Origin of the sequence: Pseudomonas sp. RL_5y_Pfl2_73 (genome assembly GCF_963970515.1) — a bacterium.
In the GTDB taxonomy this organism is placed as follows: domain Bacteria; phylum Pseudomonadota; class Gammaproteobacteria; order Pseudomonadales; family Pseudomonadaceae; genus Aquipseudomonas.
The window spans coordinates 229,735-242,523 of record NZ_CAXAPD010000005.1 but is presented as its reverse complement, the minus strand read 5'-3'; the positions used below and the strand labels follow the sequence as shown (position 1 = coordinate 242,523).

The 12,789-nt window shown below is 61.0% G+C and carries 8 protein-coding genes; 6 read left to right on the top strand and 2 right to left on the bottom strand.

All coding sequences use genetic code 11. The annotated features are described in order from the left end of the window. The first annotated feature begins 195 nt into the window (after window positions 1-195). The 6 genes from AACY42_RS07210 to AACY42_RS07185 all read left to right on the top strand — a co-directional run bounded on the left by AACY42_RS07210 (window position 196) and on the right by AACY42_RS07185 (window position 6,804). The gene (locus AACY42_RS07210) at window positions 196-1,761 is read left to right on the top strand and encodes an MBOAT family O-acyltransferase (protein ID WP_339478129.1); all 1,566 of its coding nucleotides are present in this window, start codon (window positions 196-198) and stop codon (window positions 1,759-1,761) included. Between the two features lie 11 nt (window positions 1,762-1,772). Continuing rightward, complete coding sequence (locus tag AACY42_RS07205) at window positions 1,773-2,948, top strand: alginate O-acetyltransferase (RefSeq protein WP_339478126.1); 1,176 nt, start codon at window positions 1,773-1,775, stop codon at window positions 2,946-2,948. Window positions 2,949-2,962: 14 nt separating this feature from the next. Continuing rightward, entirely contained in the window at window positions 2,963-3,628 is a 666-nt protein-coding gene (locus tag AACY42_RS07200; RefSeq protein WP_339478123.1) for an alginate O-acetyltransferase AlgF, read from the top strand. A 229-nt stretch (window positions 3,629-3,857) separates the two neighbouring features. Continuing rightward, window positions 3,858-5,309, top strand: coding sequence for a mannose-1-phosphate guanylyltransferase/mannose-6-phosphate isomerase (locus AACY42_RS07195; RefSeq protein WP_339478120.1), 1,452 nt, complete (start codon window positions 3,858-3,860; stop codon window positions 5,307-5,309). Window positions 5,310-5,479: 170 nt separating this feature from the next. Beyond that, window positions 5,480-5,944, top strand: coding sequence for a multidrug transporter (locus AACY42_RS07190; RefSeq protein ID WP_339478118.1), 465 nt, complete (start codon window positions 5,480-5,482; stop codon window positions 5,942-5,944). A gap of 35 nt (window positions 5,945-5,979) precedes the next feature. Next, window positions 5,980-6,804 (top strand): SDR family oxidoreductase, encoded by an 825-nt coding sequence (locus AACY42_RS07185; RefSeq protein ID WP_339478115.1) that lies wholly within the window; start codon window positions 5,980-5,982, stop codon window positions 6,802-6,804. 37 nt (window positions 6,805-6,841) lie between these two features. On the opposite strand, the gene AACY42_RS07180 is transcribed toward AACY42_RS07185, so the two are convergent. After that, the gene (locus tag AACY42_RS07180; RefSeq protein WP_339478113.1) at window positions 6,842-11,833 is read right to left on the bottom strand and encodes a leucine-rich repeat domain-containing protein; all 4,992 of its coding nucleotides are present in this window, start codon (window positions 11,831-11,833) and stop codon (window positions 6,842-6,844) included. An 84-nt stretch (window positions 11,834-11,917) separates the two neighbouring features. After that, window positions 11,918-12,781: an HlyD family secretion protein gene (locus AACY42_RS07175; RefSeq protein ID WP_339478111.1), complete on the bottom strand. Its 864-nt coding sequence runs from the start codon at window positions 12,779-12,781 to the stop codon at window positions 11,918-11,920. Window positions 12,782-12,789: the final 8 nt, after the last annotated feature.

The following is a 12,789-nucleotide window of genomic DNA, read 5'->3' as shown; positions in this document are numbered from 1 at the left end:
GGACCTGTGGGAGCAAGGCTTGCCCGCGATAGCCATGACGCGGGGGCACTGAATGGACCGCGCCATCGTTCATCGCGGGCAAGCCGTGCTCCCACAGTATTCACGGCGACTGAAATGCAATAGCCCCCCGGTTTTCATGGGGGGGGTTGGGGGGGGCTCTGGCCCTTGACTGTGATTCAACATGGAGAGATCGGGATGGTATTTTCATCCAATGTGTTTCTGTTTCTGTTCTTGCCGATCTTTCTCGGCTTGTACTACTTGAGCGGGCAACGCTATCGCAACCTGCTGCTGCTGATCGCCAGCTATGTGTTCTATGCCTGGTGGCGGGTGGACTTCCTGGCACTGTTCGCCGGCGTCACCCTGTGGAACTACTGGATCGGCCTGAAAGTCGGTGCCGCCGGTGTGCGCACCAAACCGGCCCAGCGCTGGCTGTTGCTCGGCGTGGGCGTGGATTTGGCCATCCTGGGCTATTTCAAGTACGCCAACTTCGGCGTGGACAGCCTCAACGCAATCATCACCGGCTTCGGTCTCAACCCGTTCATCCTGACCCACGTGCTGTTGCCGATCGGGATCTCGTTCTACATTTTTGAGTCCATCAGCTACATCATCGACGTCTATCGCGGTGACACGCCGGCGACCCGCAACCTGATCGACTTCGCAGCGTTCGTGGCCATTTTCCCGCACCTGATCGCCGGCCCCGTGTTGCGTTTCCGCGACCTGGCCGACCAGTTCAACAACCGTACCCACACGCTGGACAAGTTCTCCGAAGGCTGCACGCGCTTCATGCAGGGCTTCATCAAGAAAGTGTTCATCGCCGACACCCTGGCGGTGGTGGCCGACCATTGCTTCGCCTTGCAGAACCCGACCACGGGCGATGCCTGGCTTGGCGCCCTGGCCTACACCGCGCAGCTGTACTTCGACTTCTCCGGCTACAGTGACATGGCCATCGGCCTGGGCCTGATGATGGGTTTCCGTTTCATGGAAAATTTCAAGCAGCCCTACATCAGCCAGTCGATCACCGAGTTCTGGCGCCGCTGGCACATCAGCCTGTCCACCTGGCTGCGCGACTACCTCTACATCACCCTGGGCGGTAATCGCAAAGGTACGCTGATGACCTATCGCAACTTGTTCCTGACCATGCTGCTCGGTGGTCTGTGGCACGGCGCGAACTTCACCTACATCATCTGGGGTGCCTGGCACGGCATGTGGCTGGCCATCGAAAAAGCGGTGGGCATCAACACCACGCCACGTAGCATCAACCCGATCCGCTGGGCGCTGACCTTCCTGCTGGTGGTGATGGGCTGGGTCATTTTCCGTGCCGAGAACCTGCACGTGGCCGGTCGCATGTACGGCGCCATGTTCAGCTTCGGCGACTGGTCGCTGTCGGAACTGACCCGCGCCAACCTCACCGGCCTGCAGATCGCCACGCTGGTGGTGGCCTACGTCACCCTCGCCTTCTTCGGCCTGCGGGATTTCTACACCAACCGTCCGCCGGTCAAGACCAAACCCGAGGTCAATACCGAAGCCAACGGCCCGGCCACCGCACAACCGGGAATGATCAAGGCCGTACCGGGTGACAACCCCGCGACGATCCATGAACCGGGCTACACCGTGGGTGTCGAAGCCCAGGTGCAACCTGCCTACTGGACCGTGGACTGGTCACGCTACGTGATGCGCGCCCTGGTGCTGCTGCTGTTCATCGCCTCGATTCTCAAACTCTCGGCGCAAAGCTTCTCGCCGTTCCTCTACTTCCAGTTCTGAGGGATCTGAACATGACCCGCTCACTACGCATCTTTTACATCGCACTGTTCATGCTGATCCTGACAGCACTGGGCCTGTGGTCGATGCGCAGTTTCTTCGGTTTCAGCACCAACCCCGACGCCACCGTGCTCAACGGGCGCTGGAGCAAGGCCGTGGAAACGCACTACGACGACGAGTTCCCGATCAAGCGCCTGGGCACCAACATCTGGGCTGCGCTGGACTACAAGCTGTTCAACGAAGGCCGCAAAGGCGTGGTCCTGGGCCGCGACCAGTGGCTGTACAGCGACGAAGAGTTCAACCCGATCGTCAACGAAGAGCTGAACCTGCAAGGCAACTACGCGCTGGTCGAAGGCGTGCGCCAAAAGCTTAAGGAACAAGGCGTGACCCTGGTTATGGCGATCGTGCCGGCCAAGGTACGGCTGTACCCTGAGCACCTGGGTGACGTGAAGCCATCGAGCATCCACGCCAACCTCTACCAGGATTTCCACGCTCGCGTGGCGGCCGACAAGATTCTCGCGCCGGACCTGCTCGGCCCGCTGCAACAGGCCAAGCAAGGCGGCCAGCAAGTGTTCCTGCGCACCGACACTCACTGGACGCCGGAAGGTGCCCAGGTCGCTGCCGAGAACCTGGCCAAGGCCATTGCCGAACGCGCTCCGCTCAACGGTGAGCCACAACGCTTCGTCACGGAACCTGCAGAAAAAATCACCCATAAGGGCGACCTGCGCCAGTTCCTGCCCCTGGACCCGCTGTTCGAAAACCTGATGCCAGCCCAGGAACCACTGGTCAAGCGCAACACCCGCGAAGCCGACGACCAGCCAGCCGGCGACGACGCGCTGTTCGCCGACGCCCAGGTGCCCGTGGCCCTGATCGGCACCAGCTATAGCGCCAACCCCAACTGGAACTTCGTCGGCGCACTCAAGCAAGCCCTGCACAGCGACGTCGTCAACTTCGCCGAAGACGGCCATGGCCCGATTCTGCCGATGCTCAGCTACCTCAGAAGCGACGCCTTCAAGAACAGCCCGCCACAGGTGCTGATCTGGGAGTTCCCTGAACGTTATCTGCCCGTGAACAACGAAATCGGCGACGCCGACCCGCAGTGGGTCGCAGAGCTTAAGCAAGTCGGCGCGCGCCAACAGAACGTAGCCGCCAACACCCCATCCGAGACGCCCGACCGGGCGCAAAACTGAAAGAGAGGTCCACCATGACTTTGAACACTACTCCTCGCCGTCTCGCTGCTCGCTCCTTCAAGGCCGTTGCTCTCGTCGCCAGCATGAGCGCCCTCTCACTGTCCGCCTTTGCCGGCGACTCGGCCCTGTATGGCCCGGTCGCACCAAAAGGCTCGAGCTTCGTGCGGGTGTACAACGCCAGCAACGCCGAAGTCAGCGCCGCCGTCGGCAGCACCAACATCAACGACGTAGCCCCCTTGGCCAGCAGCGACTTCAGCTTCATGCCCGGTGGCGACTACAGCGCCAAGGTCGGCAGCCAGACCGTGCCGGTGAAACTGGCTTCCGATCACTATTACACCCTGGTCAACAACGCCAGCGGTCAGCCTCAACTGATCGAAGAGCCGCCGTTCAAGAACAAGCAGAAGTCCCTGGTCCGCGTACAGAACCTCAGCGACAAGGCACTGACCCTCAAGACCGCCGACGGCAAAACCGAAGTGGTGGCGAACGTGGCCGCCAAGGGCCGGGGCGAACGTGAAATCAACCCAGTGAAAGTGTCCCTGGCGCTGTTCGAAGGCGACAAGAAAGTCGGCGACCTCAAACCCGTGGCCCTGGAGCGCGGCGAAGCGGCCGTGCTGTACGTCACAGGTTCAGGCAGCAACCTGTCGCCAGTGTGGGTCAAACGCCCAGTGTCCACCCGCTGATGAGTTTTCCTGAGGGCTGAGCACCTTTTGTGTAGGCGCTGCCGTAGGCTGCGATCTTTTGATTTTGATCTTTCACTTGGGATTCAAGTGTTAGGGGAAAGATCGCAGCCTCGCTGCGCTCGTCAGCGCCTACAGAGGGTCAGTCATTCGGGTACGGAACAAGAACAAGAGAGTGAAACGACAGAACGCAGTAGCTCTAACAACCATTTCGCTTTAAGGAGTAACAAACATGATTCCGGTGATCTTGTCAGGTGGTAGTGGCTCACGTCTTTGGCCGCTTTCGCGTAAGCAATTCCCTAAACAGTTCCTGGCCCTGACCGGTGAACACACGCTGTTCCAGCAAACCCTCGAGCGCCTGGTGTTCGAAGGCATGGACACGCCGATCGTGGTCTGCAACAAAGACCATCGCTTCATCGTCAACGAGCAGTTGAACAACCGTAAGCTCGAAGTCCAGCGCATCCTGATGGAGCCGTTCGGACGCAACACCGCACCGGCCGTGGCGCTGACCGCGATGATGCTGGTCAACGAAGGCCGCGACGAGCTGATGCTGGTGCTGCCGGCCGACCACGTGCTGGAAGACCAGAAAGCCCTGCAACGCGCCCTGGCCCTGGCCACCGTGGCCGCCGAGCGTGGCGAAATGGTGCTGTTCGGCGTGCCGGCCACCAAACCGGAAACCGGCTACGGCTACATCAAGTCGACCAACGACGCGCTGCTGCCTGAAGGCGTGAGCCGCGTTTCGCACTTCGTCGAAAAACCCGACGTCAAGCGTGCCACCGAGTTCGTCGAGGCCGGCGGTTACTTCTGGAACAGCGGCATGTTCCTGTTCCGCGCCAGCCGCTTCCTCGAAGAGCTGAAAAAGCACGATCCGGACATCTACGACACCTGCCTGCTGACCCTGGAGCGCAGTGAGCAGACGGCCGACACCATCACCTTCGACGAAGCCACCTTCGCCTGCTGCCCGGACAACTCCATCGACTACGCCGTGATGGAAAAAACCCAGCGCGCCTGCGTGGTGCCGCTGTCGGCGGGTTGGAGCGATGTCGGCTGCTGGTCGTCGCTGTGGGAAGTCAACGAAAAAGACACCAATGGCAACGTCACCAAGGGCGATGTGGTGGTCCAGGACAGCCGCAACTGCATGATTCACGGCAACGGCAAACTGGTGTCGGTGATCGGCCTGGACAACATCGTGGTGGTCGAAACCAAGGACGCCATGATGATCGCCCACAAGGACAAGGTCCAAGGCGTCAAGCAGATGGTCAACACCCTCAACGCACAAGGTCGCACCGAGACCCAGAACCACTGCGAGGTCTATCGCCCTTGGGGTTCCTATGACTCGGTGGACATGGGCGGGCGCTTCCAGGTCAAGCACATCTCTGTCAAGCCGGGCGCGTGCCTGTCGCTGCAGATGCACCACCACCGCGCCGAACACTGGATCGTGGTCAGCGGTACCGCCGAAGTGACCTGCGACGAGAACGTGTTCCTGCTCTGCGAAAACCAGTCGACCTACATCCCGATCGCGTCGGTCCACCGCCTGCGCAACCCGGGCAAGATCCCACTGGAAATCATCGAAGTGCAGTCCGGCAGCTATCTGGGCGAAGACGACATCGAGCGTTTCGAAGACATCTACGGTCGCTCCACCCCGATCGAACGCGGCGTCTCGGTGAAGACTATCGCACAGTAACTAGGTAACGATCAGCCGCACCAGAAGCCCCCATCCAGCCCACTGCGTCCCCTATCCGCAGTGGGCTGGGTGGGGGCTTTTTTTTGAGGTACGTGATGGGCAGGCATCATTGTTTCAACATTACCTGCTCCCTTCGGTAGGATGTACCTACGGTAACGGAGGCTTCCACCATGCTTATCGGCGTCTTGCTGGTCATCACCTGGCTCATCCTGCTGTTGCGCTACCCGGCCAAAGCCTTGCCGGTCTCCCTGGCGGCGTTCATCGGGCTGGGACTGGTCGCCGCCTGGGTGCTCTGGCAGGAAAACCGCGAAACCCGGCAATTGGAACGCCTGGAAATACGCCTCACCTATGCCCCCGGACAATGCCCCGCCGACCGACCGCTGTCGCTGAAGCTGAAAAACACCAATGACGTGCCACTGATCGTGCTGCGCTGGCGGGTCGCGGCCTATGCGCCTGGCGACACCATCAACCTGGCCGACACCCCCTACGACGCACCGCGCTACCGGGGCCCCGGCCAATTGCAGGCCGGCGCTGACTGGCAAGACTGCTTGCCGCTGCCGCCCCTGCGTCCGGGTTATCGCCCGCAGACCCTGGAGTTTCGCGCCGAGCGCTTGCACGGTAGCTTTTCCAACTGACTGCTCTCTCCCACTTTTTGCACAAGGAATGCGCCATGCCTGTTGCGCTGATTACCGGATGTTCCAGCGGCATTGGCCGCGCCCTCGCCGACGCCTTCAAGACTGCGGGTTATCAGGTCTGGGCCACGGCGCGCAAAGTTGAAGACGTAGTCACGCTCAACGCTGGCGGGTTCACCGCCGTGCAACTGGACGTCAACGACGGCCAGGCCCTGGAGCAACTGAACGAGCGAATCAACCAGCAGCATGGCCGCCTGGATGTGCTGGTCAACAATGCCGGCTACGGCGCCATGGGCCCGCTACTGGACGGCGGCGTGCCGGCCATGCAGCGCCAGTTCGAAACCAACGTGTTCGCCATCGTCGGGGTCACCCGGGCGCTGTTCCCGGTGTTGCGCCAGGCCAAAGGGCTGGTGGTGAACATCGGCAGCGTTTCCGGGGTGCTGGTCACGCCGTTTGCCGGGGCCTACTGTGCCTCGAAGGCCGCGGTGCATGCCTTGAGCGATGCCTTGCGCATGGAACTGGCACCGTTCGGCATCCGCGTGATGGAGGTCCAACCCGGCGCCATCGCTTCCAGCTTTGCCAAGAATGCCGGCCATGAAGCCGAACAGCTGATCAGCGAACAATCGCCCTGGTGGCCCCTGCGCGACGGCATCCGCGCCCGGGCCAAGGCCTCCCAGGACAACCCGACCCCGGCCCCCGAATTCGCCGCCAACTTGCTCAAGGCCGCGCAACAACCCAAGCCTCCCCGGCTGCTGCGACTGGGCAATGGCAGCCGGGCGTTGCCGTTCATCGCGACATGGCTACCCACTGGTTTGCTACAGAAGGGGTTGATGAGGCGCTTTGGGTTGCATGGCGCCTTGTAGCCAGATGAGCTCGCTGAAAGACAGCGCCTGTCGAAGATCAGATGGCAGGTCTGATCGGCCACCAGCCCCGCACCAACGCCTCGGTAGCCTGGGTTGCCACACGTCTAGCTTCGGTCGCCTGGACAAATTTAATGATCAACGATGCCCGACGTAGCTGTTCGGAATCGAGTTCAATGACACCGCGTCCCCACTCCACCCCTTGTACCGGTTCCAAAGGCGGTTGCGTCTGGGGCGGGTGGGTCATGCTGTCGAGAAGCTCGCGAGGCCATGGCGAGGTATCCAGAGGGTCACCAAAAGATGCGTTGCTCAGGCTGTCGACAATAGACTCCCATCCCTCCTCGAATGCACGCCAAATGGGCGACATTTCCTTGAGGTAGGGTGCCCAGGAAAGCGTCTCGAATTGCGGTTCTCCTTCCGTGAAATCTGTCAACAGATGGCTGACGAAAAGCGCCTCGGTTGCGCGAGCGTTGAATACCTGGGGGCTCCACCCATCGTTGATGGCCTGTAGATCAGCCCAAACGTGATAGTGCTGCGAAATGAACCGGGGAAAATCGTTCGGCTTGGGACCCGCCAGGTCCAAGCAGAAGTAGCGGAATGATTGCAGATGCCTCTCCAGCTCACCCAACGTAAATGTCCGATGGCGCATGCTGGGCTCCAGACGCGAATAAATACGTGACCGCAAGGCCTTGAAGCGCTCATCAAGGTCGGTGACACGCTGACGTGTGAACTCCATGGAACCGTCCAGATTGAAAAGACGCTCGGCGGCTGTCACGCCGCGGTAGTTCGGCCCGGAAGTGTTGAGTCCGATCTCCTGCACCCCGCCAAGGCGGGTTATCTCATCGCTGAGCCAGTCGAGGAATCTCGCACTGGAGGGGTTTTCGCGAAGCTGTTCGAAACTGCCGCGCAGCCTCGTGTCCGAGACCCAGAGGTCACGGGTATACGCAAAGCGATAACCCGCTGCTCGCAGCCTGGCGATCTGGCTCACCGGCAGCGGGTTGTCATCCAGGTTCACACCCAGCGACTGGCTGCCTTGCGCATTGTGGGGCAACACCGATAGCAGGGCGTCCAGATTGGTAATGGCGTTTTCGCGCAAGATCAAAAATAGCTTGCGGGAGGGGATGCGCTGTAATAGTTCGATGAGTGCCGCAGGAATCTCTCTGAGTTTCGACTGGGCCAAGTTCACCAATTCCAACTGGGGGAATCCCGCCATATTCGGTAAATCAATCACGCGATTGCCGCTCAGGTCCAGTGCGACAAGGCGATTGAGATGGCCCAGGAACGAATGGTTTTGCTCATCCAAGACCAGCCTGCTATCGCTCAGGCTGAGGGCCTCCAATTGCCTCAGGCGTCCAATGGCTTGCAGCAGCTGGGGCCCGAACGAGAGGTTATTTTTCCACACCAAGTGTTTGAGCCGCGGCAACGCTGCCAGCGCCTCGATCGCCGAGACGGCGCCTTGAACGAGCGCAGGCTCCAGGCCGCCGGACACGCCGGAAAGCTCAAGCCATTCCAGCGTGGCGCTGGGGGTTGGCGCGAGCAGGGGCGCGAAAACCTGATCGTTGAAAACAAGCGGGTTCTCGTTCAATAACAGAAACCGCAGCCCTGTCATGCCAGCCACGGCGCTGGGGCAACGTGAGAGGCGATTATTGGTCAGCGTGAGCTCGACGAGTGAGGGAAAGCGACTCAAGAAATCCGAGGGATCTTCACTTAAAGCCAGCCCCTTGAGTGAGATCACCTCAACATGGTTGAAATCAGCGGTAAGCCTCGGCAGCTCCCCTATTGGGCAAGCCTCCACCGCCAAACTCAGCACTTCGCGTGGCCCAACGGGAAAACGGATCTCACGGCGCCAACTGCGGCGCAACGCCCTGCCTACGTTCTGGCGGATCGCCGTCCTCACGCCCGGATCATCATGTTCCACGGCATGGTGCTTGCCCTGGGCTTGCTCCCAGATCTCCAGGCTCTCATCGAGGGTCTTCCATTCGGCTTCTTTTTCACTGATCAGCAGGGCCAGGGATCTGCCGGTGTGCTCACTGCGCAGCTGGAGTTCGGTCATCATCCGGGCGCTGATCGTTGCGTCCGGGTAGAGCGTCTGAAGGCGAGATTGCACGGTGGGTCTGCGCTGCCAGCCCCCCAGGCCTCGCCCACTCATCGGGTAGCCCAGGTGCTCACCCACTCGCTCAAGGGAACGTACACCGGCAAGTTGCAATGGCCGAATGCCCAACGCGGAGCGCAACGGCTCGCGGCTGCTCAAGGCACGCTCCATCAGACGGCCACGCAGCCTGTCCTGCTGCCAAATATCCAGACCCAACTGGCGACGGGCCGAGTCCGGCAAGCCCCGCAGCAAAGCATCTTCCAGGTCTGTGGGTGGGCTGAGCTCGTTACCCGTCTGGTCGAAAGGCTCGTAGCGACCGTCGCGGCGGCGAATCGTCTTCAGCGGCCCAGCGTCACCGGCTTGCAACGGCTCGACAAAACCGCCATCGAGCAGCAGTTGCACACCTACCGGCTCTACCAGTTCCGCCAGCTCGGATGCCAACAGCCGCATGACCAAACGGTCCCGGTCATTACCGGACACACCGTCCTTCAACGCTTCCAATGCACGCACGACACGTAACTCACGCAGCACTTCGACCGTTCGTAGGGCAAGGCTCTGTGGTACGCGACCAGTGCTAAGGCCATGTTGTTCTTCGACGCTCATACTCGACAGCAGGGCATCCGCCAGGGGCTCCGGCAAACTGGGAAAGTCGCGACGCAAGCGCACTGCGTTCGGATGTCGGGCTGCAAGACTGGCGAAGTTATCGATCAACCGGTAGCCGTAGCGCTCCAGACTATCGGCCAACAGGTTGGCGAGGCGGCGATGGGTGATGGCTGGGGCCTCCCAGGGGGTTTCAGGCCCCAGCAAAGCGCTCTTCTCGCGCGCCTCCAATTGCCCCAACAACCGTTCCTGCCATTGGCCGGTGTTGAACGCGGCACCGTCGAGATGCAGCTCGGGGGCTTCTCCTGCGATGAAAAAAGAGGCTCGTGCGTCCAAATAGCGAAACGCACGACGGGCCGGCCAACCGGGCAACTCCGTGAGTAATTGCGCAACCCCCAGGGGCACATTCGGTAAGGCTTGATCGGCACGCAGTCGGGTGATCGCGTCCGCTATTTGCGCCCCGGCGGCAAGACGCCGAGCCATGTACGGCAAAAGTATCGGGAGTGGCTCGCCGTTCACTGCCAGGTAGCGCAGTCGATCATCACTGATACCGACCAGTCGCTGAGCATCGTCCAGGGCGGCGCTTGTCAAGGATTGCAACTGGGGATCGATGTCCCGCAGCAACCGTGCGCCTTGCATGCCCAAGGGATCGCGATGCATCCAGCGCCACCCTGTCGGTCGGCGCCACTCCACGGCCGGCACTACGCCACGGTGATCGGGGGGAAGCCTGAGATGCAGATCAAGTTCTTCGCCGGTCACCTCGTAGAAACGTCCATCTATCTTTACCCAGGCATCATCCGCAGCGCGCCAGACGCCATAGGGGTCGACCGTCGCGTAGTCCGGCGGCGACCGCAGGCTGGCGAACGCCTCGGTGCGACCGTGCCAAAGCCGCTCATTGCCATTGGTCGTGACCACCGGGTTCATGTCATCAAGCAGATGATTGGCCCCCAAGGCCCCAACCGCGAAGGTCGCGGCGCTCATCGCGGCGCTGAACAGATGCTGGATCGCTTCTAGCCGCTCTCCCAGGTTGAGCGCATGGGCGCCTTCATAGACATCCAGGATGAATTGCCCCATCCCCAGCGCAACCCCTGCCCAGGCCAGTGGCTCGACGCCCGGCAGGAACATGCTGATACCGCTGAAAAATTGCAGCCCGGCGCCCAGCCACATCCAGGCTTCGCCAATCAGAACGTCTCGGTCAATATCAGCCACTGAGCGGGCCTGGCTCAATGCACTGCTCAGCACAACGCTACGCCACTCACGGTACAGGCCTTGCCAGAAGTCCCCGCGTAGTTCGTGGGCCTTGAGCAGGTTGGTTTCTCCCTTGCGCAATAGTTGAACCAGCGCCGGGTCGCTCCAGTTTCTATGAGGCAGCGGCAAAAGTCGGGAGAAAAATGCCGCATATCGAAGGTCTTTCAAACGCTCGACCAGATCCGCCTGGAACGCGGCCGAGTTGGCATATTGCTTGATGGGCGAGACAGGATCGCCAGGCATATGGACCACTATTGGCACCTGTCGCCCGGCGGTCTGGCGATCGCCCCAAAATACACGCCCCCCTGGCAGGATGATGCGATGCTCCGCCCGCCAACGGTCGCTCAATTCAAGACCGCTGGCGAACGCCGTCGACAACGGTTCTAGGGGGGTGGATGCATCGAGATGCACGCCAAAGGACGCCAGGATGCGTTCGCCCGTGATATCCAACAAACCCTGCATGCGGGCTTGCTGGGCGTCGTGTCGCAGCTGCGTCTTTTTGTATTCGATGTACGTTGCCGCGAAGGTTGGCAAAGCAACCGCATCATGGGAAAGCTGGGGCAGTTGGCGTCGCAGCTCGTGACCGTAAGCTGTTCCTGTATCGAGATCACGACAGAGCTTGGCAAAATCGTGAATGTGTACGCTGCCAGTGCTGCCAGGGTCAGGGTCAGGGTAAAGCGTGAACCGACTGCCTCCGATAAAAGCCTGCGCCTGAGTATCGGAGACGGTGAAATTGATCAATGCGTGTTCCAGCAGCGATCGCTTTTCGGGGGGATGGGGGGCACATACCGGCGTTGAGAGCCCTCCTCCAGGTATCGGATAGGTCGCGCATTCATCGCGAAAGTGCCTGGTCAGTTCAGAACGTTCCAAGTCGATGTGCGTGCCGAAAAAACGATCCATGGAGGGTTGCATGCGCGACAGCGCAAAGTCGCGCAACGACGGGATAACACTCATCGCTTGGTTGAAGCCATACCCTGCTTCGACCAGGTCCAGGGCGGCCTGTCGTAGTTTTGCCTGTTCGGTCTGGTTCGCATCCAGCAGCCAAATGGGCAGCCGGCGGCGAATGAAATGATGGTGAGTCAGCTGGGTCATCGAGAGCTCCTTCAGTCGAAGACACAAGCTTGAACGGGCTTGGGACAGGCTTGGTGGTAGATAGTTACTACATTGGAAAAAACCTCAGCGTCCGACGTGCGGCTCGACCACAACGGTGCAAGTCATTCCCGCCGCCAGCAGCACAGCGTCGGGCACTTCATCGAGATGGATGCGCACCGGCACCCGCTGGGCCAGGCGTACCCAGTTGAACGTGGGATTCACGTCCGCAATCAACTCACGGCTCTCGGGGTTGTCGCGGTCGTAGATCCCTCGGGAAATACTTTCCACGTGCCCCTTGAGCACCTCACCGCTCATCAACTGCAACTGCGCCGAATCGCCGACCCGCACCTTGGGCAATTTGGTTTCTTCGAAGAAGCCGTAGACCCAGAACGAATTCATGTCCACCACAGCCATTTTCGCCTCGCCAATGCGCGCATAGTCGCCGCGGTGCACATTGAGGTTGGTGACGTAGCCATCCACCGCCGCGCGCACTTCGGTGCGCGACAGGTTCAGCTCCGCGGCCTCCAATTGCGCCTGGGCCTGCTGGTAGTCGGCCAGGGCGGAGTCGGCGATATTGCTGGCGTCGTCGCGGTTTTCCCGGGAGATCACCAGGCTGTCCAAGTCGGCACGCCGATGGGCATTGACCTTGCGCATTTCCCAAGTGGCCTTGCGCGACGCCACCAGGGAGCGAGCCTGCTTCACGGCGATGCGGTAATGCTCGGAGTCGATGCGCATCAGCAGGTCGCCCTTTGTCACCCGTTGGTTGTCGCGCACCGGCACCTCGACCACCTCGCCGCTGACATCGGCCGCCACATTGATGATGTCGGCCCGCACCCGGCCATCGCGGGTCCAGGGCGTGTTCATGTAATGGACCCACAGCGTACGGCCGACCCACAGCGCCAGGGCCAGTACCAACAGCGTCGCCAACAGGCTGAAAAACTTTTTCATCGCATCGA

Excerpts from the sequence above, each read along its gene's own strand:
- AACY42_RS07195 (WP_339478120.1), top strand. The coding sequence starts at position 3,858 with ATGATTCCGGTGATCTTGTCAGGTGGTAGTGGCTCACGTCTTTGGCCG.
- AACY42_RS07175 (WP_339478111.1), bottom strand. The coding sequence starts at position 12,781 with ATGAAAAAGTTTTTCAGCCTGTTGGCGACGCTGTTGGTACTGGCCCTG.
- AACY42_RS07180 (WP_339478113.1), bottom strand. The coding sequence starts at position 11,833 with ATGACCCAGCTGACTCACCATCATTTCATTCGCCGCCGGCTGCCCATT.
- AACY42_RS07185 (WP_339478115.1), top strand. The coding sequence starts at position 5,980 with ATGCCTGTTGCGCTGATTACCGGATGTTCCAGCGGCATTGGCCGCGCC.
- AACY42_RS07205 (WP_339478126.1), top strand. The coding sequence starts at position 1,773 with ATGACCCGCTCACTACGCATCTTTTACATCGCACTGTTCATGCTGATC.
- AACY42_RS07190 (WP_339478118.1), top strand. The coding sequence starts at position 5,480 with ATGCTTATCGGCGTCTTGCTGGTCATCACCTGGCTCATCCTGCTGTTG.
- AACY42_RS07210 (WP_339478129.1), top strand. The coding sequence starts at position 196 with ATGGTATTTTCATCCAATGTGTTTCTGTTTCTGTTCTTGCCGATCTTT.
- AACY42_RS07200 (WP_339478123.1), top strand. The coding sequence starts at position 2,963 with ATGACTTTGAACACTACTCCTCGCCGTCTCGCTGCTCGCTCCTTCAAG.